Consider the following 25,366-nt stretch of genomic DNA (forward strand, 5'->3'; position numbering starts at 1 on the left):
TAATTGCTCGGGATAGTTGGTATGTTGTTTCCAACAAATAAAGAGGTAAAAGCAGAGTTTTAAAAGCCAAGCCTGCAGATATCGCATGAAAAACACTAAATCATCTGGCACATATACCGGACAGTCGAAGATAACCAAGCGAGGCCGTAAACGACTTCGTGCCTTACTCTTTAGAGTAATAATGCCATTAGTCGCTAAAAATGAGGCCTTTCGAACTCTGCACGATTAATACACGAAAAGACTGGTAAATCCATTGAAAAAGATGCAAACCCTCATTGCATTATGTAATAAACTGATTCTTCATAGAGGGAGCATTCCTATGAAGAAATAGTGGTTTTGAATGCTGTTGAAAGCGGCACGGTTGGCATCAGGCACGGTATGAAAGTACGTTACTCTAAAAGCTACAGGTTTAGGACAGGACTCTCCACTCCTATCCAAATCCTATAGTGCTCATCATTAGTACGGACCACCCTTCGGGGTGGTTTTTTTTAGAAAAATAGAACCTCATTATTCTTATAAGATGATTTTTTGTTGTTAATTTCTTGTATTTCACCCCAACTAAAGTGAATTTGTGTGATTCTGTTTGGGATTATTATTCTATAATAAGTTCTGTCATGATACGTTTATCGGATTGTCCTCCATAATTTCTATAAGTGACGGTTCCTTTACTACACCAACAGTGCACGCTTTGATAAACAATAGCGAATTTGTCGATCGCATCATAAAACTCGTATTTACCTCAATTCTTTTCGTCTGAATATACCTTGATTACTTTAAAGTGCTTATGTCACATTAAAGTGCGTACTTCCTATGTATGGTTATTTGATGCAAAATAATGTTATACAAAGAATAGTACAGAAGGAGCTGAAACACTTGAATATTGAATCTACTACAACACGCAAAGTTGCCTTAGTCGTGGGTGCAAATGGTGTTATAGGTCGCAACCTCATCGATCACCTCATCACTCTCCCTGATTGGGACGTGATCGGCGTATCGCGTCGCGGTGGAGAATCTAGCAAACATGTTCGATATGTGGCTGCGGATCTACTCAATATAAACGAGCTTCACGAGAAGTTAAGCGATTTAAAAGAGGTAACACACATTTTTTATGCTGCGTACCAAGACCGTCCAACTTGGGCTGAACTTGTTCCACCGAATCTCGCCATGTTAGTGAACATCATAGAAGTGATCGAACCAATCGCGACGGACTTGAAACATGTCAGTCTGATGCAGGGATACAAGGTATACGGCGCACATCTCGGCCCGTTCAAAACTCCTGCTCGTGAGACAGACGCCAACCACATGCCACCTGAGTTCAATATTGATCAGCAAAATTTCTTAGAACAACGGCAAAAAGGTAAGGCTTGGACTTGGTCGGCACTCCGTCCTTCTGTAGTCTGCGGCTTCTCGCTTGGAAATCCGATGAACCTCGCAATGGTCATAGCAATTTACGCTTCAATTTCGAAGGAACTTGGAATACCTTTGCGGTTTCCAGGTAAGTCGGGAGCATACAACAGCCTCTTGGAGATGACAGACGCTGGGCTTCTCGCAAAGGCAACAGTATGGGCGGCGACCGACGAGCGCTGTGCGAATCAGGCATTCAACATTACGAACGGCGATCTGTTCCGTTGGAATGAGTTATGGCCGAAGATCGCTCAATACTTTGACATGGAAACAGCGCCTCCATTGCAGATGTCTCTGGACGTTGTCATGGCGGACAAGGAGCAACTTTGGAACAAAATGGTTGAGAAGCATGGGCTCGCTCGGAATTCCTATAAAGATGTATCGTCTTGGCAATTCGGCGATTTCGTGTTTGCATGGGATTACGATTTTTTTGCCGATGGAACTAAGGCTCGTCGTTTAGGCTTTCACGAATTCGTCGATACCGAACTAATGTTTATGAACATCTTCAACGACTTCCGCAAGCGTAAAGTCATCCCGTAAACTACCATATAAAATAAGAAAGCCGACCTTGTATATTGGGTCGGTTTCTTAACTGTTATTTATGTCTGTAAGCATTGGATTAACCAGAACGGTAGCATTTCCCTCGTACTTTCTCTCTATATGCGAATCCCCCCAACGGCACATCAGATGTAGGAGTTCCTTTAGACTCCAGCCGTAGTCTGTCAACTCATACTCAACTCTAGGTGGTACCTGATTATAGGAAATACGTAAGATGACGCCCTCTTCTTCAAGCTCCCGAAGGTGCTGCGTTAACATCTTTTGAGTAATTGCGGGAATCAAGCTCTTAAATTCATTATTACGTTTCTTACCAAATGTCAGATGAAAGAGAATAACAGGTTTCCATTTGCCACCAATTACCTCTAAAGTTGCCTCTACTGCAGTATTGTAAATTTTTTCACTCTTTTTCACACAACTTGCCCCATTTCGAATATTTCGACACCGGTCATTGGTAACTCCTGATGAATTTGAGCAATTAAATGACCCTATTAAACATTATAACTACAACCAAAATATTATGCTATCCTGCAGGTTAGCATAATAAAAAAAGAGAGCAGCTGCCACGCTGCTCCCTTTTTGTTCAACTAACGTTACCGGTTAGTTCAATAGTTACAAGATGATTTTCTCATCAGAAGCACTCAAATAGAAGGGGTATTTTAGTAACCAAGAAACAAATGATATGCAGATTATCATGGACACGCTGTACGAGCGATAAAGAAGACGGGCACACAATCCTTATTCTGAACACCGACTGAAGATTGAATTACAACAGGACCTATATTTTTAGGCACAGGTCCGATAGTTAAAATTGTTATTTGATAACCTGTTAACGGACCTTAAGAATGGTGCAAATGTAGCATTTATGTTTTCTTCCTTTTACTTGCTTCAAGTTTTCACAATATACACATTTTATAGGGAGATCACCTCCTGGGATATTATGTCCGGTGATCGTTTTATTCAGGTAAGTTAAACATTGAAGATCATGTCATTTTTTTATAGAGGATTCAGATGGTAAGTAAGAATACATCTGGTGGAGCAAAGACTTTAATTTCTTATTTGGATGGGTTTCCAGAAGCTCAAGCTCATTAAATGAGCTATTAATAAGATTACCATGCAAGGGAATGTATGATTTTAATTTCTTTGATTTCTTCTTCATGATAAACGTCAAGACCTCCTGAAATTTATGATATTAGATTATTTTATGTCTAAGGAAGGTATCTTGCCTGTGCATTCGTCCTATAGTGTTGTAAGTAATGCTACTAATTGGTAGCTATAGGGTTTTATAAATGACTTGCGGTAAGGGCGAGCGATTAACAAAATTAGCTGAATATTCAACAACATGGGAGGGATATGGTTGTGTACGGTTATTTTAGTAATGGCTCCTCTGAATTTAAATTGTTTTTTTATAAACTGTTAACGGGCTTTAACGATAGAACATATGTATCAATTATGTTTTCTTCCTTTTAATTGCTTCAAGTGTTCACAATATACACATTTCATGGCGTAGCTCACCTCCGAGGGATATTATGCTCGATGGTCGTTAAGAAATATTCTTGAATAAAAAGAAAGCCCATAGAATGGGCCTTCTCATTTATGCGATTTTATGAGTTAACGAAAGGAGGTTACGCAATTAATAGAGATTGTTGATGCTGTGGAAGCAGCTTTTCTCGTCACGTCTCTCGTCGCGGCCGAAGAAGCCACAACTACAAGCGATGATTACTAATAGAATGAAAAGCACCAGAATCGTACCAAGGTTATTGTGCATTATTCAATTTACCTCTTTAAGTCATAGAGAATTATAAAAGTTGGCGTACACAGATTACGTCTATAGACTAGTAATTGCTACGGTCGCGGTTGCAACTACAAGCGATAATCACTAATAAAATGAAAAGCACCAGAATCGTACCAATGTTATTGTGCATTATTCAATTCACCTCCCCGTGTTTTAACTACCATGTAGAATATGTATTGATAGTATTTAGTGATTGGATGTTTGTTCTGGTATGATACTAGCCTTATATAAAAGGATAGGACAATAAGTGCGAACGATTTACTGAGACAATGTTGAATGAATACAGAAATACATGGGAGGAATTATTAATGAAGAAACAAGAGGTTTTGAATGTGCAAAACAACCTTGAGGTGGTCGAAAGTCAGGGTGGGGAAGACTGCTATATTCTCGTGGCGAACAACGATGAAAAACGTTCGAAACTCAATGCTGTTGGGGTAACGGATGAAATTATTAAATCAAACGGAGACGATGAAACGTTTTGTATCCCCGCTCTCGCTTTTAACGAGGGGTATTGCAACGAATATAGAAATGGAGAATAGACCTTGTGGGATCCGGTAGACGACGAGTTTCGCTATAGAGTTCTTAACGGGGAAGGCACATCTACGGATGCCGAACGATTACTTCGAGAGCTTGAATCGCAGTTAATCCAGGGACGGACATCTTCGAATATTAAGTTTCATTGGAAAAAGAAGGCCCATAGAATGGGCCTTCTCATTAATGTTATTTTAGGAATTAACGAACTGAGGTTACGCAATTAAATAAAAAAGGGTAGTATAAAGTGTATTTCTTCTCGTCTTTCTTCGCGTCTATCTTCCCGTCTCACATCGCGTCTCTCGTCGCGGCCGAAGATGCCACAACTACAAGCGATGATTACTAATAGAGTGAAAAGCACCAGAATCGTACCAAGGTTATTGGACATTATTCAATTTACCTCTTTAAGTCTTAGAGAATTATAAAAGTTGGCGTACACAGATTACATCTATAGGCTAGTAATTGCTACGGTCACGGTTGCAACTACAAGCGATAATCACTAATAAAATGAAAAGCACCAGAATCGTACCAAGGTTATTGTGCATTATTCAATTCACCTCCCTGTGTTTTGACTACCATGTAGAGTATGAATTGATAGAATTTAGTGATTGGATGTTTGTTCCGGTATGATACTAGCCTTATATAAAAGGATAGGACAATAAGTGTGAATGATTTACTGAGACAATGTTGAATGAATATTTAATTACATGGGCTTCAGATTTCCGAAATCGATGGAAGAGTCTGACTGAATTTCATGAAGGATGGTATTTTTGAGGCGGTGTTCTTTCAATTTTCCTTTAATTAAGCCTAGAGTCAAACGCGTCCAATAAATGGGAAATGTCTGGGACAATAAGATCTATCCCTAAAAGGCTTTCATCAGGAAATTTCGAACCGCAATCTATGACGATAATATCGTCAGCGTAATAAATAAAACCCTGTATACAAGTAATACAGGGTTTTATGTACGTAGCGAAAAGGATCTGAAGAGAGGGTCAATTCTGTTATTCGAACGATCAAAACTCTCTGCAGATACAGGAATAGCCGAAAACATCATGATAAATTCAAATAAGCTAATAACAATCAATACTAAACAGCGGACTGCCTTTGTCAAAACGGACATATTGGGGCTTGCTCAAATAAGAAGTGAAAAATAAATAACGGTTTCAGATTTTTTAGACGAGTTATTTCAGAATTCTATGGAATCGATAACTCTCCATGTTGATGCTCAATTGAACGCGGGCCAACCATTCTTCAACGTCCGCTTAGGTTAATAGCGATCACATTAGCTAATACTGAAGATACCGGCTACATTCTATTGGATGAAGGGGAATGTATGACAGCAATTCCTTGTAATTTGCCAGGACGAGTGACAAGAATATGGCCCAAACGGGATAATTTAGTATTTGATGACGGCGTGTGCTTGGAAGGACAAATACCACCCCTTGAAAGTGAGTGAAACTGGTGATCATACCTGAACCGATAGAGCTACAGTACATAAAACGACTAAGTGATGAAGAGAATACTCTGATCGAAGCGCTACGGAAGATTCATATGCCTCCTGCAGCTGCTTTGCTGCTGGTTAGGAACGAGCTAAAAGGACCATTGGAAAACGGGCCAATGGCAGAGATTCTGGACGGGTTCTTGGCGAGGCATATAGAAGGGGATACTAATGAGTGAAACAAGGGATGAAATCGATTTAGGATAACTTCGGCAGTTGTTCGAGGTAATTTCATCACTAAAACAACAGTGTATGTTATCAGTTCCCAAAACGAAAAAAAGATATTTTTTGGTTAATAAAGAATAGCATTTTTCGTTTTGGGGGTATTCGAAAATTTTAACTTGATGAGCAGGTATTTTCCTTAACACAAGGAAGATCGTCTCAATGATTCGACACGATGATTTATTCCAAAATATTTTTTACTTCATACAAAGAATCTTTTTTAACTAATGTAATTTTTATTCTTTTACTTTCATTATTTTGATTAAGAATTCCTGATATTGCAATTTCTTTCCCTCTAGTTTCACAAACCATTTCCGGATGAAATAAAAAATCTGTACCATATTTATTATTTATGGCAGAGTTTATTTCATTGTTTAAGATTACAGTAACATACTCTTGCAAGGAACCCATTGTTTTATTTAATTTTTGATGTTTATCAACATCATCTTTATAACTGAATCCTGTTGAAATTAAAACTAAGCATGAACAGAGTAACACTAACTTAAGCAACTTAACTTTCATACCATCACCTCTTAGTTGAATTTAATTAAATGGTTACCTAATAACAAAAGAAAATACACTAACACTTGTCTGAAGTGCAACTGTTTTAACGGTCAAGACTTGAACTCCATTTCGTTCGGGAGAACCCATGACAATTACTTGGTTTCCTTTTGTACATACAACGGTGCAGTCGTTTGGAAAACAACGATATACAAATCAAGATCAGTTTTATTTTGAAACAAGTGCTAAAGAATGGTCTTCGCTGCAACCATAAACCCAATTTGTCCTCTTGTTACTTCTTCGAAAATAGTGAGTTTCTCCAAAGAACTATGTTTTACTCTAGACATGAAAAGCTCCCCTTACAGTTGCAGGTTTTATTATTTCACCTGTCTACCGTAAGGGGAGCAGTTTAGTTTGAATGAAGAGGTGCTGAGAGATTTGCTTGATAACGAATAACGTATAACATCAATTTATTGCGAATCTACCGGTTTCGCGACAGGTTGAAGCCGATCAGCAATAAACAAACAGAGCAGTACGGGAAACAGCGTAATGGAATTCACAAGTATAAATCCCCATGTCCCGGCCGCTATCCTTTGGTACCAATAGTAGTCTGACAAGAACATATACACCATAATGAGCCATATGGCTGAAAAAGTAGATGCGATGATATAAGCTTTCAATCGATATCTCACCTCCTGAGCTATTATTCCTTATGCGAGACCCGATTATGCCACGCATAGATTGCCAATTGCTGCGCATAATGAATGAATCGGTAAGGGAGGTACAATATGGAACGCCGTATCATGATAAGCAACTTTCAAATGATGGCCTTAATCGTCATTTCAACGATCGGAACCTCAAGTCTTTACGCCCCTGCAACCTTTGCCCGTTATGCTGATCGAAACTCCTGGTACTTGGCAGTTGTGGGAGGAATAATGGGGCTCATTAATTTGTTCGTTTTTTTGAAGCTCAATCAAATTTACCCGAATAAAAATATCATTTCGATCTGTACGCATCTGCTCGGTCCTTGGATTGGAAGCGGTCTGGCCTTTTTATTTATCTGCTATTTCATTGACGCAACATCTTGGGTTTTGCGCGAGTTTTCCCAGTTTTTTATTATCGCTTTAAATCCTGTCATTCCGCAGATCTGGTATTTGTCTGCCGGCGCTATCATGTGTGCGTACGCGGTTTATCATGGCCTTGAAGTGTTTGCGCGCGTATCGGAAATTATATTTTTTGTTACGGTGACCACCTTCTTGTTGATCTACGTGTTGCTAATCAACCAATTTCACCCCGAATATTTGCTTCCAGTCCTGGAGAACGGTCTGACTCAGCCGCTCAGGGGGCTTATGCTCTCCATGTCCTGGTTTGGTGATTTGATGTTCATATCCATGGTCCTGCAGCATGTTCGCAAGACGAAGCACACAACTGCTTATGCCATGAGCGCCGTGGGTATTACCTTGCTGCTGCTCTTGATGTCGGTCTTGTCGTGCACGATGCTGTTTGGCGGCCAGACGACGGCAACCTTTACTTACCCGAGCATAAGCCTCATTCAAAATATAAAGCTGTTCCGCAACATTGAACGGTTTGATGCCGCGCTCGTAGTCGTTTGGGTGATGAGCTCGTTTATCAAAATAACAGTATACTTCTGGTCCGCGCACCGCGGTCTTTCGGAATTGCTGCGGCTCCGCAAGCCTCACATGTTCATTATTCCGCTAGCCGTTGGTTTTGTTATCGTCTCCAAGTTCAAAGTATGGGGATTGATCGAGCTATCTGCCTTTTATGACAGCCAGGCTTGGTATTTTGTTATGTTTCAGCTGTGCATTCCAACCTTGCTGCTGTTTATCGCGTTAATCAAAGAGAATATGACAAAAAGCAGGTGAATGCTATGGACAACAACAGTAACAACAAAACAAAGCTCACGGGCAGCGTTTCCGATAACAAACGATTGCTAAAGGAATACATGCAAGCGACGGATGACCTGGTTATGGTCCATTCCTCCTATAGCCAGAACCAGTCCGTTACGGTCTGTTATCTAAATGAAATGACAGATACCAGGAAGCTTGATCTTATGCTGGTACAATATAAAGAAGATGACAATCTGCTGACTGCTTTCCGATTGGACGAGAAGGTCTACACGATCGAGGACGCTGCGGATTGTCTTGCGGCTGGCATGTCGGTACTGCTATTTGATGAAAAAGAATATGGCATACCCATCAATACGCTCGGAATCCAGCTGCGAAGCGTGGATGAACCGGTATCGGAAGCGGTAGTGAAAGGTCCAAGAAGCGGATTTACAGAGTCTTTGACCAATAATCTCGCTTTGGTCCGCTATCATTTTCCGTCTCCCATCTTAAAGGTTGAATACCGCAAGGTAGGTCAATTGAGTAAAACAAACCTCATCATTCTGTCCGTTGGCGGAATTACAAATCCGGAAATTTTAAAGGAAGTCCACTTAAGAATCAGTGAAATTCCGACGGATATGATACTGGAAAGCAACTACGTGGAGGAGTGGATTACCGATAACCGCGGGACCTTGTTTCCGCTAATTGAATCGACGGAGAGGCCTGATCGGGTTATCGGGGCACTGCTTGACGGCAGAATCGCGGTCATTATGCAAGGAACGCCTTTTGTGCTGCTACTGCCTTTCGTTTTTTTGCAAGCGTTCCAAGTGAGCGAGGACTATGCCTGGAACTACTATATCGGCTCTATGATGCGGCTAATTCGATTTTTCAGCGCAATGATTGGCATGCTCCTTCCTGCCTTTTACGTAGCTACGGTTACGTTTCACCATGAGCTGGTTCCGACGACGTTGCTGCAGAGCATAGCATCGGCGAAAGAGCCTGTTCCTTTTCCAGCGGTGATGGAAAGCTTTATGATGATGATCGCTTTCGAAATAATGCGCGAAGCGGGCATCCGCATGCCGAAGCAGGTCGGACAAGCCGTCAGCATCGTGGGCGCCCTCATATTGGGGCAAGCAGCCGTAGCAGCTGGAATCATATCTCCCATTATGGTTATCGTCGCTGCTTTAACGGGAATTTGCACGTTCACACTGCCTCCTACCGCCATTAACTATGTCATTCGTATGCTTCAGTTCGGAATGACGCTGCTTGCATCCTTGCTAGGTTATGTCGGAATGATGGTTGGGATCATTATGCTCTTGACGTACCTCGCTTCGCTCCGCTCTTTCGGCATTCCTTATTTGGGGCCTGCTTCACCATTTAAGTTCGAAGAATTAACGGACATTATCGTTCGCAGGCCGCATTCAATGAACAATAAACGGCCCGGCTTGTTTCGTTCGATCCACAACAGGCGATTCTCGGGCAAGCAACGATGAAAGTAAGAAAATGGCTTGCTGCCGCGGTAATTGTTGTTTGCTTCGTCAATACGGGCTGCAAGGGCAGCATGGAGCTTAACGAGCTCCATATCGTCCATTCCATTGCGATTGACGAAGGGGAGAACGAAGCAATTAGATTAACGGCTGAAATCGCGAGGCTGACGACTGGCGGGCAACAGCCGAAGGGGATGCAGGAGCGAACGTTTTTTTTATCCACGGAGGGCAGAAGCTTATTCGAGGCCGCCCGTCTCATGAGATCGAAATCGGACCGAACGCTGCTTTGGGGCCACACGTCGGCCATTATATTTAGTGCAGACCTAGCCAAGCGCGGAATTGATAAGCAGTTAGAGGATATCCGGCGGTTAAGACAATTTCGCAATTCAACTTTGGTATACATAAAGGAAGGTAGTGCCTATGACGCGTTAAAAGTATCTATGCCAAACGTATCCATTTCTTCTCAAGCACTATTGGGATTATCCGAAGGAGGGAACACGACGGCCTTAACCCATAAAACTACTTTCATTGATGTCTATCAAGAATTAATTAACCAGTACAAAGACATCAGCATTCCGTCGATAGAGATTGTTAGCGATCAGGTCGACAAAAAACTTCAACTGCTTCAGACGAAGGGACTTTTTGCTTTTAAAGGCGATCGTCTCGTCGGTTTCTTGGGTGTAAAGGAAACGAAAGGTTTCCTTCGTGCTTCAGGCCATATGAACGGTTCATCCGAAGTGGTAGGGTGTGGGCCAAAGCAGGAGATGCTGACATTTGAAAACATTAATAACCGCAGCGTCACACATGCGCATGTGGACCAGCAGCTCAAAGCGGTTGTCAAAATAGAAATTTATGCGGATCTGAATTTAACAAGTGTACAATGCACAGATACGAAGATCGATCCGGAAGAGGTAGCCGATTGGGAGAAATCGCTCAATGAAAGTATTACCCATGAGATCGATCGGTTTATCCAATTTTCTAAGAAAAATAAGGTTGACATGCTTGGGATTGGAGAAATGATTCATCGTAAGCAGCCAAAATATTGGCGTAAAATGAAGGATAATTGGGAGGAGTACTATCCGGAAGTCAAATTTGACGTGCAGGTGCATACGAGAATAGATCATACGAATTTCACTTCTTGATGGTCAAAAAGGCTGGAAGTCCCATTAAGGTGCTTTCGGCCTTTTTTACTTTATAAGCAATGCTAGTGATTCGTTAAAATGAACTATTAGTTTAATTGAATCGTCTATATTTATAGGTTAACGCAATGGTCGGTAGCTCTTTTTCTCTTCACCGTTTGAGCGAATGTGTACGTTGGAGGGGATTTTTTAATAGGGAAAATTTCATAAATATTGTAACGAATCGTCCAATGCCAAGTCTTATTTCTGGAGGAGGTATGGAAAGATGCTGGAGTTTTGAATTACTATTTCACATACTGCATGAGGCTGACGCTAAAAAATTATAAATAAATCAAAATAATCATATTCAATATATTTTTTTGAAAATAGTGTGATTTCATATTTAGAATTCGAAAATGAAACAATCTCAAATTGGAAACCAACAAAACAATCGTCATCTCGAAAAAAATGTCGTTTTATTGTAATTAAATGTCGTATTCAAGGAACGTTTGTCAAAGGTATTGAAGTTTATATACAATATATTTAATATATAAATAAATCATGTTTTACATGTTTATGAAGGAGGGAGTGAAAGAGAAGAGAACGTTGATTGTTCCGTTACATCACATCACAATTAAAAGGAGAAATGAAAATTATGATTCGTAGGTTAGCAGTTTTGTGTATTACCATAGTCTGTACAATAGCGTTATCAGTCAGCGCATTTGCTGCTAATGATGCTTCAACGGAAGATAATTCTTTAAAATGGCCTGAAAAGCAAGCGCTTCCAAACTTCGGTAAAGCTAAACATTTGGATGTTGCCAATGTATATGAGGCATCAGGGGATATCAAATTGCTTTTGACAACCCTTGAAGGAATAATAAACAGGAAACAACCACGAATTTATGTGCTTCAGAATAAAGTTGACCCTTGGCTTAAGGATTTAAAGGTTCCTTATAAGCAACATGACAATGCAATGGATGTTTTCAAGAAATATGCAAAAGAGATTAAAGGCATTATTGTATATGATCCTAATATACCGGATTCGATTAATGTGGCAACTACACTTGCAGGACTAAAAGATGCCGTTGTCGCCAGTCCTGAACTTGCACAACAATTAACTGCTGCACCGTATCACCTGATGGTACTTGAAGACTTACAAGGCAAATTTAAGAATCGTATGGATGCGTACAATTGGCAATATGAGAATCTCTGGAGCCAAACGACTCAAAGAATGTTGGTCGGATTGAGTCCGAACACATCCATCCCGATCCCGCCAGGAAATTCTGAATTGTTCCAAACGATTGCTATCGAAAAGGAACAAGTTCGTGATGCAAGTAATCGGAAAACATATGAATTTGATTTGTCTTCATATTTGGGAAAAGAGGCTGTCTATCTCCGCTTCGATGATGCCTTTCCTCAGGATGGCTGGGGGCCTGCAGTTCATCAAGTGACTGTGAAGGCAGACGGACAGGTCATCTCAGATTTTAAAACGGGTACCTCCGAGGAAGAACCTTTTCTCTATGACCGACATAACTCCAAATTTTTACCTGGAAGCGATCACCGCTTCGTAGATCACGGCAATTACTTTGTATACGAATTTAAACCTACAGCAAATACGAAGCAATTAACAGTATCTATTGAAATGTGGAACCAATACAAAGTATCTGCAAGCAATATTAAACCAGTTTCATCTGAGGAGAAGGAACCTTTTGGTTTTCTACGAGATTATGCCGTAGCAAACAAAGCGATGGTCTTCTGGCTGTCAACAAGTGTACCGGAGGAAAAGGCGCTTTTCGAGAAGATTCTATCCGATGTAAAGCCAGGGACACCTTATTTGGGGTGGTTCGACAATGATTTCGAAGGGGAGGTAGCTGGTCTCGAACTAACGTCTCGTCATAGTGTTTATGTTTTACCTTCTGACTGGTTTCATAACATGAGCGTATTTTCAGGAACAAAAGTAAAACAAGAACCGACACCAAAACGAGTTGATTCTAAGCTGGAGAATAAAATTTACGTGACCTATACCTTTGGCGAAGGTGACAACTTGCAATATGACCAGAATCATATGCGTAACTTATGGGATGATCCCGCTCGAGGCAAAGTGCCAATTAACTGGACCGCAAGCCCGCTGCTGTATGATGCAGCTCCTGCCATTCTGAATCATTACCGTTCAACTGCAACGAAAAATGATCTGCTTGTCGCAGGACCATCTGGAGCGAGCTACTTCAATCCGCATGTCTGGCCGAAAGAGACATTTACGGAATACCTGAAACAATCTTATTCGTATCTTAAGAAAACCGGCATGTCGTACCCTTATGTGTTGAATCGGGAACTTGGAAAAGACATTCCGCTTAGCGATTTGACGGCAGCTGCGTATGAGAAAAATTATAAACTACCAGGTCTTTTCTTGGCAGGGGAAGAGAAAGAAAATATTAAAATCATGAATGGGAGCCTTCCGGTATCTATGATGCGAGGCATCTCAACTGTTCAGGACGGTAAAAATTTATTGACTGATGCAAAGAAAGACTGGGATGGCAAATCTTCAAAGTTTATTTCAATTGGGATCAACGCTTGGAGTATGACACCATCGGATGTTTTAGCTATCACTGAATCTCTTGGGCCAGAATACCAAATCGTTAAGGCTGATGAATATTTCTCACTCGTCAGAAAAGCCTATGGATTGTCCAAATAAGTTTGAGAAATAATTAATGTTCTTAGTAAATAGTGAGGGCTGTCACAAAAGGTTATAGACCTTTGGGGCAGCCCTTTAAGCAATAATCGTAGGATGATTTTTATATGCTCTATCTTGCTTATCAAATTTACAAAATGGATAAATCAAAACCAACTGAAAGCCAAACTGCTACCTTTATGTCAGGCTTTATTATGCACCACTCCGCATTAAAAATCACGATGCATCTGTCGTTAATATCATCGTTGAAATTGAAGAAAAAAGTAAGAAACTCTGTTGAATCATTTCCCTAACGGGACACTATAGCGTAACAATAAAAAGGACAAGGCTGCCGGAATAAATCTGCAATCTTGACTGATTATGTAATTTGTATACAAAATCTTGGACATAATTTTGTCTGCAAGACGTATTGTAATTAAGTAAATACGTTTCGGCCAATGCGGCATTCATTCGTATGCAGACTCATCGTGAGTTCGGGCTGCCTCTTGAGGTGGCCTTTTTTCTCAAAGTGTCGATTGAGAAGAAGATCATTTTCGACCTTCCCCCGAATAGCTGACCGAGATCGTTCGTCTGAAGGAAACAGAATTTCAAACGCTTCTGATCGTTTGAGAAAAATCAGTTGTGAAAAATATAGAAATCTTGTAGTGTAAGTTATACAATTTATCCAGCAATCGGATAATATGTCGCTATTCAAAATTAGTATCGAAACCAGTGCATAGGAGGTGAAGTGAAACACGATGGATCTCCAATTTGATCCGACTGTATGGCAAATTAGTTTAACTGAGATGACGCTAAGACTATTATTGGCTTTAGTACTTGGCGGTTTGATTGGTCTAGAACGAGAGCTTGGCGGACATTCCGCCGGTTTCCGGACTCACATTTTGGTTTGTCTTGGTTCTGCTGTCATTGTATTGTTATCTATGTACGGATTTGCTGATTTCGCCGCAGAACCGAATGTTCGTTTAGATCCGGCTCGGTTGGCAGCGCAAGTTATCAGTGGCGTCGGTTTTCTCGGTGCGGGTACCATCATGCGAAATGGATTTGGTGTTTCCGGATTGACTACGGCAGCCTCTTTGTGGGTATCGGCAGCAATTGGTCTTTCTGCGGGGGCGGGATTTTACTATGGCGCTGTCATAGCGACCTTCTTGGTGGTGGTGAGTTTGTTTCTATTGAACAAGGTTGAGAAGCTTTTCTCTCGAACGAAAAAAGTACGCGAGTTGTTAATAAAAATGGATAAAACATCATCTGGTCTTAATCTTGTTTTGATGCACTTGAATCAAAGCGGAATGCAAATCAAGAAGCTCACGATAAACAATGATGAAGAAGGGGAACAACAAAGCAATCGACATTTAACTATTCGCATTCAGTTGAAATTAAAGAAATTACAAAACTATGAGGTATCAATCGCAGCATTAGCTCATATGGATGGGGTACTCAGCTTGGAAACCGAAGGCGTTTCAGCGTGATTTGAAAGCGGATTCATTTTAAGAATGGAAAGAGGAGACATTGTATGTGTAACACGTTGGTAGCGGCTCATACGGGTTGTGGAGTTTATCCTGATAACACCATGGCATCATTTGATGAAGGCATTCAATTGGGAGCAGATATCGTAGAAGTCGATGTGCGCGTATCCCGAGATGGTATTGCCATCCTCCTGCATGACGATTCACCTTATCTTCACACTCATACCTTCGAACAACTAAATAATCCGGTCATCCGGTCGCTGATCGATCCGATGTACAGAGATCATGAAATTGCGACATTGGAACAAGTTCTCCAATTTTCGGATTCGCTTGGAATCAAATTGAATTTGGATATAAAATCGGTAGATGCCATTGATCCGACAGTTAGACTTATTTACCAGTTTGAAGCGCAAAAACGGGTTTTTATTACGGGATGTTCAGATAACATTACGGTACGATATCCGGATATTCAAGTCATGCTGAATACGCCAGACGATTTATCAATGGAACAAATGGAGCGATATGGTGACTTCGCGGAGGCTATATGTAGTGAAGCTCTGCAAGGAGGGTACGTAGGGCTCAACATGAATGGCTTTACTTGTCTTCCGCCTATAGTGATTCGGGCGCACGCTGCGGGTTTGATGGTATGGGTTTATACAGTAAACTTTCGGCCGGCTATGGAATGGTTTCTTAGGATGCATGTAGATGCCATTACTACCCGAGAACCCAATGATCTAATAGCACTTAAAAATGAATTAAATAAACTGTAGCCAATTGGAAAAAAGTTTGATATAATCCGTTCATAGAAAGCGCTTACTTTGATAAGCGCACTTTATTTTATTCATCATGGTATCGCTTCCAGAAATGAGTGTATCTGTTTAATAACGCACATAGTTAATATGGAAGAGGGTGAATTTTTTCGTTTACCATGATGCCAGTGAGTGAATGAATCTTAACAAAACATTTACATTCTGATAACAAATAATGGTTTAATAAGCAAGATTTTCTTAATACAATCGTTTTAGAATACAAAATCAATATTCTGATAAGAGGGTGATAGGTTAGAACTTATTTGAATAATGCTCTCTCTATGGTATCGCTTCCAGATAGTAATCAGAAAGAAGGTGACTTTCAACTTATGAAGCAAATGACAGTACCAATGAAGCGAAAAAAAAGTGGTATCGTTTTATGGAGGAAAATTTTGGCTCACCGTTATTTGTACATCATGGTGTTGCCTTGTGTTGTATTCTTCATCATTTTTAGCTATATTCCGATGGCTGGATTGATGTTAGCCTTTAAGGAATACAAGTTCAATGAGGGAATTTTAGGAAGCCCTTGGGTTGGCCTAGATTATTTCAAACAATTCTTTAATTCGTATCAAAGCGGAGAATTGATTAAAAACACACTCATCATAAGTTGTATGAAATTGTTTCTATACCTGCCGTTTCCGATCATTCTGGCACTTATGTTTAATGAAGTTCGCTCTAAATGGTTCAAGAATGTTTCTCAGAGCATACTTTACTTGCCGCATTTCCTCTCGTGGGTTGTCGTTATTGGTTTAGTTCAACGTATACTCGCTCCCGATACCGGCTTGTTGAATCAGGTAATAACGAATATGGGCGGCGACGGAAGTACATTCTTTATGATGGATTCGGCTTACTTCTACCAGATTATGTTCGGAAGCCATATGTGGAAGTCTATTGGTTGGGATTCGATCATCTATGTCGCAGCGATTTCAGGAATTAATCCCGAAATGTACGAAGCGGCTAAAATTGATGGAGCAAGTAAATTTCGAGAAGTTTGGAATATTACGCTGCCATCCATCACACCGACAATTGTAATCCTCTTTATATTGTCTCTGGGCAGTATATTGTCCGCCGGGTTCGACCAGATTTATTTGCTCAAAACACCGGGTAATGCACCGCTCTCTGATATCTTGGACACTTATATTATCCGAGTGGGCTTGCAAGGCGGTCAGTACGGATACGCGACAGCCGTCGGCATGCTGCAAGGATTAATTGGGTTGATCTTGGTTATTTTCGCGAATCGAGTTTCCCGTAAGGTCTCTGAAACATCCTTATGGTAGCGTTATCCTGATATCGTTACCATAGTTGCTATGCGAAAAGGTTTACATGACCATCCAATTGGTGGAAGACGTCTTCTGGCGTGTTTCATAAAAACCATTTTAGAAAAGGGGAAAAATCGCATGAGTAAGAAATGGGCAAAGTATTTTGCAATACCTATGGTGGCAGCAATGCTGATCGCAGGCTGCTCTAATGGTAACAAGAACAATACTGAAACTCCTGCTCCTGGCGGCACAGAAGAGGTTGCACCTGGAACTGAAGGGAAACCGGCTACATGGATTGCTGATCGTAAGATGAAAGGTCTTGTATTCATGGGTACCGACGATTACACAGAAGATATGAACCCGGAAATTAAAGCGAAGATAAAGGAGCAGACGGGTATCGAGTTTGAAATCGAAATCATGAAAGCCGAAAGATCCATCGATGGATTGATTGCAGGTATCGCGGCGAACGACTTGCCGGATTTCGTTGTTTTCTACCTCAATAACAGCGGTAGACCGGAAATGCCGGTTGTCTTGAAAGCGGCACGCGAAGGGATGTTCACTGATCTGACACCGCTTATAAAAGATACAAAAGTGTATAGCAAATATTTGCAGGATGACTACTTGCCGCTGGATACGAAGTACGGCGTAATGTTCCGTCCGGAATTTAACGGCTCTTCCTACTTCGTTCATATGAATATCAATCGCCAAGGCGGTTATATATCTAACAAATTTGTAGGCGGTCCTTATATCCGTAAAGACATCGCTGAGTCGCTGGGAATCGACCCGCGTACGATCCATACGTCTGATCAAGTATATGAATTGGCTAAAAAAATCAAAGCCGGTGGTTTCAAAGATAGCAACGGCAGTCCAGTTATCCCAATCGGTCCATCCTTCTGGGGCGGCAAAGACGGTGGAGCTGCTTTCAAAGATTTGCAGTGGGGTGGAGACGACCAACGCATCAAAAGATCGAAAGACGGTAAAATCCTTCATGAAGCAGAAACGGAATATCCTATGAAGAAAGTAGAGTTTTTCCATAAGATGCTTAATGAAAAGCTTCTTCATCCGGAGTACTTCACGATGGACGAAAGTCGCGCAACGGAAGGCGCATTGAACGGCACATGGGCGATTATCGGAGATGCGCATAACTATCAAGAATTCAATCAAGACATGCATTACCTCCCACTCGGACCCATTGACACTGTAGACGGTCCAGCCAAAATGGAAGTCGATTTTAAGTCCGGCTACAGCGCATGGGCAATCCCTGCTACAACGAAAAAGCCGGAAGATATCGTTAAATTTGCCGACTACTTAGCTAGCAAAGAAGGTAAACTTATCTGGAATTACGGTTTGGAAGGTCGCGATTACACGCTCGGCGCAGATGGCTTCCCGCTTGTAAAACAAGAAGTGATGGATCTGAAAGAAAAAGACCCGAACGAAGCGAAGAAGCTCGGCTTTAAAGGCGTTGGCAACGCATGGGGAGATTTACTCGGCAGTACCGACCTCGACCACATGGCTGATTTCGGTGAAATGCAATATGGCGACAAAATGAAAAAAGAAGAAAATCAGGGCGCTAAAAAAATAAGCGAATATTGGAGCTTTGACGAAAAGTTTAAAAATGCGAAAATCGTCGACGGTTATGTACCTACTGCTTTTCTCGGTGAGTTTGACAGAGCGGCAGATCTGAAAGCGGCGTTGGACGGTTACAATGAGACATTGATCCGCGCGTACTACGGCAAGAGCATCGAAGAAGCAAAAAAAATGTTGGATAGCAGCTTGAAGCAACTGAAAGCAGCTGGATTGGACGACTATTTAAAGCTTCTTGCAGATAAAGATGCCGATCCGAAAACGCATGTAAAGCTAAGCGACGGCAATTAAAAACAAATAGTTGACGGTTAGGCGATTTTATCCGCTTTGGGTGAAACCGCCTTTCCTTCAAAGGAGGAGGGAGAAAGTGGGAAACGAATTTTATAAACTTAGCGTCGGCGAAAGAGTATTCAGGATCATAAATTATTTGCTTCTTATCGCGCTGTGTTTATCGATCATTCTACCTTTTTTTAATATTTTTGCGCTTGCTTTTAATCCCGGTAAAGACGCGGAAAGAGGCGGCATTTACTTCTGGCCGAGGATTTGGTCCTTGGAAAACTTCCATAAGGCGTTTGAAACGTCCAATATTACAACTGCTTTTGGGATTTCACTCTTTCGCACAGTTGTAGGTACAATCACAAGCGTTTTCCTGACTGCGGCAGCAGCTTATGCGTTAAAGAGCAAAACGCTGCCTGGCGGGAAGTATATCATGATGATTATTTTTTTCACGATGTTGTTTGGAGGGGGAATTATTCCCTATTACATGCTGCTTAAGTCGATTCATTTGACGAATAATATTTGGGTTTATGTCATTCCAAGCCTATATAGCGTATGGAACATAATCATTATGCGAACATTTTTTCAACAAATTCATCCGAGTTTGGAAGAATCAGCACGGATTGACGGATATAACGACTTTTCGATCTTCTTGCACGTTATTATGCCGCTCAGCCGGCCGGTTATAGCGGTCATTGGTTTGTTTAACGCCGTTGGTCATTGGAACGATTGGTTCACCGGTGCATTTTACATTCGAAAATCGTCTTTGCGTCCGCTATCCACACTTTTACAAGAAATGCTGATGAGTGCGGAAGCGATGCGGGATACGCTCAATCAAGCTGCCGGCCTTAGATACGATTTGATCGAAAAAATGCAAGTTACAGGAAACTCGCTTAAAATGGCAACGATAATTATCGTCGTCACGCCGATTATTCTTATCTATCCATTTGTGCAGCGCTATTTCGCCAAGGGTATTATGATCGGATCGATTAAAGAGTAAATTAGCCTAGGAGAGGATGGGAAAATAAATGAAAATAGTGAATCCTTACGTAGAGTCGGGGACTTGGTTAAAAGGAAGCTTTCATAACCACACGACGAACAGCGATGGTTGGTTTTCGCTCGAAACGGTTTACAAAATGTACGGTGGATACGATTTTCTCGGTATTTCTGACCATGATAAAATTACGAAACACGAAGGTGAAAGAGAGATTCCGACTGTTTTTGAAGCTATAGAAGTCAGCAGTCGGCAAACACATATGCTGCTAGTGAAGCCGCCGCAAGAGATTATGGAAAACTACAACAGTGAGTTTACGATTGAGAATTACCAGCGTTTTGTGGACCTAACGACGACGAACGACGGATTTGCAGTGCTCGTGCATCCGAATCGTTATTTCTCGAATTTTTGGGAACTAGAAGATATGCTTAAGATGGATCGTTATCTTGGGATTGAAGTCTATAACGGGGACGGCAATCCGGAGTACGATATCGCGTTCGACAAGTGGGATGCTGTTTTATCCGCCGGGCGTAAAGTGTGGGGGTTCGGAAATGATGACTCGCATGTATATGGACAAGAGAAACGCGCTTGGAACGTGGTCAGAGCTAAAGAAAATACGAACGAAGCTATTATTGACGCGATCAAAGAAGGCAACTTTTATGTATCAACAGGGTATGGGTTTGATGCGATCAGAGTAGAAGGCACCAAGGTTGTTGTTGATCTTCGATCTAATGATTTGCTTGATAAAATGTACAAATACGTCACGTTCTTCGGCAAAGACGGACAGGTGCTGAAAGAAACAACAGGGCGAATCAAACAAGCAGTGTATGAGTGTAATGGCGACGAAAAATACGTCCGTATAGCCGTTTATTTGGAAGGCGGGTATTCCGCGTTTTCTCAGCCATTATTTATTGAAGATTAATAAGGTTTTCGGCCAAGGAGGAGTTAAGGTGAAGCACAACAAGTTAAGATTCCGATCAGATGGGACTTTTACGATCATTCAATTTACCGATATGCATATCAAAGATGGAATTGAGCCTGAAAAGGATGCTCAAACGTTAGCTATTATTCAGCAATTGATTACGTCACAAAAGCCGGATTTGATCGTCCTTACTGGCGATGTCATATCTAGTTATGATACGGAGGATCAAGAAGGAGCATTCCGCCGCGCGATTTCGGGTGTTGTCCAGACTGCCATTCCGTTCGCTGTCATTTATGGAAATCACGACTCAGAGAAAGGCATTACGCGTCAACGATTGAATGAGATTTTAAAGGAATATGATAATAACATTTCTGAGGACGGTCCTAATGACATCCATGGAGTAGGGAATTATGTTCTCACCGTTGCTGGTTCTGCGAGTGAAGAAGATACGGCTGTTCTGTACTTTTTTGATTCGGGAGATTCAGCACCTGAGTCCGTTGGTGGATACGAATGGATACATCCGGATCAAGTTCATTGGTACTGCAGGGAATCGAATAAACTTGCACAGAAGAATGGCAGTGCATTGCCAGGGCTCGCCTTTTTCCATATTCCAATACCAGAATATGAGCAAGTCTGGCAGGAAGGCAAAAGTATAGGCAATAAAGGCGAGGAGGTCTGCTGTCCCAAGCTGAATAGCGGTTTGTTCACGTCCATGCTTGAGCAGGGGGATGTCATGGGAACCTTTGTCGGACATGATCATGATAATGATTACGTAGGAGAACTTCATGGGATTCGATTATGTTATGGACGTGTTACCGGAATCGACACTTACGGAGAGCTTGAGCGCGGAGCAAGAATCATCACCTTATTCGAAGGAAAGCGGGAGTTCGATACGAGGATAGAAATAGCGAAATAGAAATGAGTTGATGAGGATTAATCCTCACGACTTAAAAGAAATGATGAGAAAGTTTGTCGAAGTCGAAGTATATCTTATATAATTCTAATATATGAACGAAATATACTTCCACGAAGGGTGAATACTGTGCAACCAAAAATCAAAGATGTGGCCCGAGTAGCGGGAGTTTCGGTTACAACTGTGTCCAGAGTGCTGAATGGCGAGAGGTATGTGAAAGACGATCTCAAAGAAAAGGTGAATCAAGCCATCGATCAATTGGGATACGCTCCGAGCCAGATCGCCCGAAGCTTGGTACGCAACAAAACGAATCTCATTGGGGTTATTGTGCCAGACCTTACCTCAAGCTTCTATTCGACAATTTTAAGCAGCATCGAAGAAGCGGCTAGCTCTAATGATTATAACCTGTTGGTATGCAATATCATCGAGGATATAGATAAAGAATTAAAGTATATTAATGTGTTTCAGGAAATGCGGGTAGAAGGCATCATTATTATGCATGAGAAAATCAATGAGGAAATCCGTGCTTTGATTCATAAAATGAACATTCCCGTTATTTTTTCTAGTGTCAAACCGATGGACCAAGAATTTGCTTCTGTCATTATTGATGACTACAAAGCTGCTTACGATGCGACGAAATATTTGATTGAACTTGGTCATGAGGAAATAGGGTTTATCGGCGGTGACATGCGTGATATTACATCGGGACAAAACCGGTATAGCGGATATCGAAATGCATTGTCAGACCATTCCATTAAAATCATATATGAAAATATCCGGTTCGGTGATTATAAAGTGACAAGTGGATACGAGCAAATGAAAGATATTCTTCGTAATAAACAAACGCCTACGGCTGTTTTTGCTGTAAGTGATGATATGGCTGTTGGAGCGATGAACTGCATCTGGGATCATAACCTTCGAGTTCCGGAGGATATTTCCATTATGGGCTTTGACGGAAGTCAACTGACCGAGCTTGCACGTCCGAGGTTAACCTCGATGGAGCAGCCTATACAAGACATGGGCAAAGTGACGATGGCAGCGCTGCTGAAACAAATTACGAATAAGGAAACGTCAACCGAGGATATCATCATGGATCATAAACTAGTTGTCCGTGAAAGCTGTATAAGAAGAGATTCATAAGGAATAGAGAGCACATCAGTGTATATCGGGAATAGATGGAGATGAGACACCATTGAAAAATTACGATGTCATCGTGATTGGAGACGCGAATATTGATTTAGTAGTTGAGGGCTGCAACGAACTGCCAGCACCTGGACAAGAGGTATTTGTTCAAAATATGACCATCCACGTCGGCGGAGGGGCAGCTTTGTTTAGTTTGGCGACAGCCAAGCTAGGATTGAAGGTTGCCTTTAACGGGGTACTAGGTGACGACGGATTTGGTCAGCTTATAAAAGATCAGTTTTCTCAATATGGAATCGATACCAGATATATAAAAAAGAGCAGCAGCAATACAGGCATTTCCATTGCAATTAACCCAGAAAATGATCGTTCTTTTATTACGTATGCAGGTTCAAACGCCGAGCTTAGTTTACAGCAGTTGGACATGAATAGTGTTTTATTAGGACGTCACGTTCATTTAACTTGTTATAAGGGAAGTCGCAATCATGCTGAATTCTTGGAAACAGTAAAAAAACTTAAAGCACTTAACGTTACGACCTCTATTGATATGGGGTGGGATGACACCGGGGAATGGTATCCTGGCATTTTTGAATTAATGAAGGATATCGACGTCTTCTTCATGAACGAAACCGAAGCTATGCACTACACCGGTTGTTCAACGGTAGAGGAAAGCCTCAGCGTTCTTTCCAAATACAGCAGCCATATCGTGCTCAAATTGGGTTCGAAAGGTGCGGTGACATCGGTAGGCGGGCAGCAGGCCTATCGTTCGAGCTTCTCCGTCCGAGTCGTCGACACGACTGGAGCGGGTGATTCTTTTAATGCCGGTTACATTTACGGATATTTGGCAGGAAAAAATCCAGAGGAATGTTTGATATATGGAAATGCTTGCGGGGCGCTGTCTGTAAGTGAATATGGTGGAAATACAGGGACGACAAACATACAACTGCTAGAGAAATTTATCGCGGATAGAATTGGTGAAACAAATGCAACGCTGGAAACCACACTATGAATCTAATGATTCATAGTGATGGATTATTTATGAGACGATAAGCGGGTTTTAGGAGAGTGGACATCATACAGGTAGTGGAACTGAACGCGAATCTCGTAAAGCTAAAAAGTGGTGTGACGGAAGGGCATTGGGGCAAACGCATCGTTGCGGAATTGGAATATGCTAATCACATTCCGGACGATGCTGGATCTGCTGCAGGAGTATCCTGATTTCCACGTTTCCCATTCTCAAGCAGCTGCCTATCATATTGTGCACTTTTTCTTGTGTGTATTACTGCCAGTGAACGTTCCAGCATTGGGATACAGCACCTATATCATGACGGAAAAAGCGGGGGATATGTCGTCTCTTACGGCAAATGATTTCTATCTCACTTGTCAAAACCTGCCGCCTGTGGAACTGTATACGTTTGTATTGGAAAACGAGCTGCTAAAAGCGGTTCTTGATGTGCGAATCTACGATTATCTCATTAATCAATAAGGAGAACGGACAGCAGCTCATCGATAACAGCCGACCCGCAGGCGTATTCCGATTCATAGAGGAGGATACTTTTCAAGGAGGTGGTAATGCATGGCTGGTAGGCCGATATCGCAAAATCGAAGAGCTCACTGAAGGCATCAAAATCGAAAGCAGTGACTTAGGCAGTAAGCTGCTGAGGCAATCCATTACGTTCAGCGTCTCGTTTCGAATATCGAAATTGCAAGTATGAAAGCGATTCCTATCGATACAATATGGCTTTTGGTACGATTGAACGTCCTTCACTAGATTTAGACGTACCCGCGAACAGTTGGGCACTTGGCGTTCCTGTTAACCATGAAATTGGTAGAGCACTTATGCTTCTATCAGATTGCAAATATGGATTCCGAGGTACGAATCGAGCACTTTACGTCACACTGCTGCGGGGCTCTTATGGCCCTGATGCTTATCCGAACACAGGGGTTCATCGAATTCGTTTAAGTATTTGTGTAGTTGATGCATCCAGAAATCAGCCATTGATTGAACAATCCTCTCATTACCATCTTCCGCTCCAATACATCTCAGTGGCTGCGAGTAATGGAGATTGGCCGACAACACAAAGCTTCTTCCAATTGATTGAAGGAACCATTGCAATAGCTGCGATCAAGATGCCTGAGGACAATCAAGCTGTAAAGCAATGGATTATTCGGGTATATGAAACTGAAGGAAAGACAGCATCGGTAAAGCTGGAGCTATTCCGCACGGTGAGCAAAGCTTATTTTGTCGATACATTAGAACGTCCTGTAGGTGAGGGGGGGGGGTTCATTCATGATTCACAAATAGGCTTTGAAGTTATGGCATTTGGTGTTGCGAGCCTTTGTATTGAATTTGAAAAATAAG

At 41.6% G+C, this 25,366-nt stretch carries 24 protein-coding genes and 2 pseudogenes; 20 read left to right on the top strand and 6 right to left on the bottom strand.

Features of this window, described 5'->3' with window-relative positions; genetic code table 11:
• Nucleotides 1-100: 100 nt before the first annotated feature.
• Both AC787_RS33135 and AC787_RS08670 read left to right on the top strand, forming a co-directional pair.
• A pseudogene (locus AC787_RS33135) lies at nucleotides 101-331 on the top strand (transposase); the annotation flags it as partial.
• Between the two features lie 494 nt (nucleotides 332-825).
• The gene (locus AC787_RS08670; protein WP_414730974.1) at nucleotides 826-1,944 is read left to right on the top strand and encodes an SDR family oxidoreductase; all 1,119 of its coding nucleotides are present in this window, start codon (nucleotides 826-828) and stop codon (nucleotides 1,942-1,944) included.
• 48 nt (nucleotides 1,945-1,992) lie between these two features.
• Here the strand turns inward: AC787_RS08670 and AC787_RS08675 are convergent, their stop codons facing one another.
• Both AC787_RS08675 and yjcZ (AC787_RS35035) read right to left on the bottom strand, forming a co-directional pair.
• The gene (locus AC787_RS08675) at nucleotides 1,993-2,373 is read right to left on the bottom strand and encodes a winged helix-turn-helix transcriptional regulator (RefSeq protein ID WP_054024411.1); all 381 of its coding nucleotides are present in this window, start codon (nucleotides 2,371-2,373) and stop codon (nucleotides 1,993-1,995) included.
• 1,421 nt (nucleotides 2,374-3,794) lie between these two features.
• A complete protein-coding gene (gene yjcZ / locus AC787_RS35035; RefSeq protein ID WP_152970604.1) occupies nucleotides 3,795-3,884 on the bottom strand; it encodes a sporulation protein YjcZ in 90 nt (29 codons plus the stop codon).
• Between the two features lie 178 nt (nucleotides 3,885-4,062).
• Between yjcZ (AC787_RS35035) and AC787_RS08680 the strand changes: the two genes are divergently transcribed.
• Nucleotides 4,063-4,293 (top strand): hypothetical protein, encoded by a 231-nt coding sequence (locus AC787_RS08680; protein WP_063847500.1) that lies wholly within the window; start codon nucleotides 4,063-4,065, stop codon nucleotides 4,291-4,293.
• 447 nt (nucleotides 4,294-4,740) lie between these two features.
• Here the strand turns inward: AC787_RS08680 and yjcZ (AC787_RS35040) are convergent, their stop codons facing one another.
• The gene (gene yjcZ / locus AC787_RS35040; RefSeq protein ID WP_152970605.1) at nucleotides 4,741-4,830 is read right to left on the bottom strand and encodes a sporulation protein YjcZ; all 90 of its coding nucleotides are present in this window, start codon (nucleotides 4,828-4,830) and stop codon (nucleotides 4,741-4,743) included.
• A gap of 167 nt (nucleotides 4,831-4,997) precedes the next feature.
• Nucleotides 4,998-5,214: pseudogene (locus AC787_RS34710) on the bottom strand (ribonuclease J); the annotation flags it as partial.
• 532 nt (nucleotides 5,215-5,746) lie between these two features.
• Between AC787_RS34710 and AC787_RS08685 the strand changes: the two are divergent.
• Nucleotides 5,747-5,962, top strand: coding sequence for a hypothetical protein (locus AC787_RS08685; RefSeq protein WP_054024412.1), 216 nt, complete (start codon nucleotides 5,747-5,749; stop codon nucleotides 5,960-5,962).
• Between the two features lie 223 nt (nucleotides 5,963-6,185).
• Here AC787_RS08685 and AC787_RS08690 read toward each other — a convergent pair whose 3' ends face one another.
• Entirely contained in the window at nucleotides 6,186-6,527 is a 342-nt protein-coding gene (locus AC787_RS08690; RefSeq protein WP_054024413.1) for a hypothetical protein, read from the bottom strand.
• A gap of 449 nt (nucleotides 6,528-6,976) precedes the next feature.
• Entirely contained in the window at nucleotides 6,977-7,186 is a 210-nt protein-coding gene (locus AC787_RS08695; protein WP_054024414.1) for a hypothetical protein, read from the bottom strand.
• 108 nt (nucleotides 7,187-7,294) lie between these two features.
• Between AC787_RS08695 and AC787_RS08700 the strand changes: the two genes are divergently transcribed.
• From AC787_RS08700 to AC787_RS08780, 16 genes are all read left to right on the top strand, one after another.
• On the top strand, nucleotides 7,295-8,389 hold the full coding sequence (locus tag AC787_RS08700; RefSeq protein ID WP_054024415.1) for a GerAB/ArcD/ProY family transporter: 1,095 nt from the start codon (nucleotides 7,295-7,297) through the stop codon (nucleotides 8,387-8,389).
• A gap of 5 nt (nucleotides 8,390-8,394) precedes the next feature.
• Nucleotides 8,395-9,843 carry a spore germination protein gene (locus tag AC787_RS08705; protein WP_054024416.1) on the top strand — a complete coding sequence of 483 codons (1,449 nt, stop codon included), beginning with the start codon at nucleotides 8,395-8,397 and terminating at the stop codon, nucleotides 9,841-9,843.
• A complete protein-coding gene (locus tag AC787_RS08710; protein WP_054024417.1) occupies nucleotides 9,840-10,979 on the top strand; it encodes a Ger(x)C family spore germination protein in 1,140 nt (379 codons plus the stop codon). Before AC787_RS08705 ends, AC787_RS08710 begins: the two co-directional genes overlap by 4 nt.
• Nucleotides 10,980-11,610: 631 nt before the next feature.
• Complete coding sequence (locus tag AC787_RS08715) at nucleotides 11,611-13,647, top strand: GxGYxYP domain-containing protein (RefSeq protein WP_054024418.1); 2,037 nt, start codon at nucleotides 11,611-11,613, stop codon at nucleotides 13,645-13,647.
• Between the two features lie 734 nt (nucleotides 13,648-14,381).
• Nucleotides 14,382-15,110 (top strand): MgtC/SapB family protein, encoded by a 729-nt coding sequence (locus AC787_RS08725; protein WP_054024420.1) that lies wholly within the window; start codon nucleotides 14,382-14,384, stop codon nucleotides 15,108-15,110.
• A gap of 44 nt (nucleotides 15,111-15,154) precedes the next feature.
• The gene (locus AC787_RS08730) at nucleotides 15,155-15,877 is read left to right on the top strand and encodes a glycerophosphodiester phosphodiesterase (protein WP_054024421.1); all 723 of its coding nucleotides are present in this window, start codon (nucleotides 15,155-15,157) and stop codon (nucleotides 15,875-15,877) included.
• A gap of 368 nt (nucleotides 15,878-16,245) precedes the next feature.
• Nucleotides 16,246-17,193 carry an ABC transporter permease gene (locus AC787_RS08735; RefSeq protein ID WP_054026981.1) on the top strand — a complete coding sequence of 316 codons (948 nt, stop codon included), beginning with the start codon at nucleotides 16,246-16,248 and terminating at the stop codon, nucleotides 17,191-17,193.
• A gap of 120 nt (nucleotides 17,194-17,313) precedes the next feature.
• Entirely contained in the window at nucleotides 17,314-19,050 is a 1,737-nt protein-coding gene (locus AC787_RS08740) for an extracellular solute-binding protein (RefSeq protein ID WP_054024422.1), read from the top strand.
• A 76-nt stretch (nucleotides 19,051-19,126) separates the two neighbouring features.
• Complete coding sequence (locus AC787_RS08745; RefSeq protein ID WP_054024423.1) at nucleotides 19,127-20,035, top strand: carbohydrate ABC transporter permease; 909 nt, start codon at nucleotides 19,127-19,129, stop codon at nucleotides 20,033-20,035.
• A 28-nt stretch (nucleotides 20,036-20,063) separates the two neighbouring features.
• Nucleotides 20,064-20,951 (top strand): phosphoesterase, encoded by an 888-nt coding sequence (locus tag AC787_RS08750; RefSeq protein WP_054024424.1) that lies wholly within the window; start codon nucleotides 20,064-20,066, stop codon nucleotides 20,949-20,951.
• A 28-nt stretch (nucleotides 20,952-20,979) separates the two neighbouring features.
• Complete coding sequence (locus AC787_RS08755; RefSeq protein WP_152970606.1) at nucleotides 20,980-21,867, top strand: metallophosphoesterase family protein; 888 nt, start codon at nucleotides 20,980-20,982, stop codon at nucleotides 21,865-21,867.
• Nucleotides 21,868-21,993: 126 nt separating this feature from the next.
• Nucleotides 21,994-23,004 (top strand): LacI family DNA-binding transcriptional regulator, encoded by a 1,011-nt coding sequence (locus AC787_RS08760; protein ID WP_054024425.1) that lies wholly within the window; start codon nucleotides 21,994-21,996, stop codon nucleotides 23,002-23,004.
• A gap of 52 nt (nucleotides 23,005-23,056) precedes the next feature.
• Entirely contained in the window at nucleotides 23,057-24,013 is a 957-nt protein-coding gene (locus tag AC787_RS08765; RefSeq protein WP_054024426.1) for a carbohydrate kinase family protein, read from the top strand.
• A 144-nt stretch (nucleotides 24,014-24,157) separates the two neighbouring features.
• The gene (locus AC787_RS08770; protein WP_054024427.1) at nucleotides 24,158-24,490 is read left to right on the top strand and encodes a hypothetical protein; all 333 of its coding nucleotides are present in this window, start codon (nucleotides 24,158-24,160) and stop codon (nucleotides 24,488-24,490) included.
• On the top strand, nucleotides 24,456-24,719 hold the full coding sequence (locus AC787_RS08775; RefSeq protein ID WP_054024428.1) for a hypothetical protein: 264 nt from the start codon (nucleotides 24,456-24,458) through the stop codon (nucleotides 24,717-24,719). The genes AC787_RS08770 and AC787_RS08775 overlap by 35 nt, the downstream gene beginning before the upstream one ends.
• A 22-nt stretch (nucleotides 24,720-24,741) precedes the next feature.
• Nucleotides 24,742-25,365: a glycosyl hydrolase-related protein gene (locus AC787_RS08780; protein WP_054024429.1), complete on the top strand. Its 624-nt coding sequence runs from the start codon at nucleotides 24,742-24,744 to the stop codon at nucleotides 25,363-25,365.
• The last annotated feature ends 1 nt before the right edge of the window (nucleotide 25,366 follow it).

The organism is Bacillus sp. FJAT-28004 (genome assembly GCF_001280845.1).
Classification (GTDB): domain Bacteria; phylum Bacillota; class Bacilli; order Paenibacillales; family Paenibacillaceae; genus Pristimantibacillus.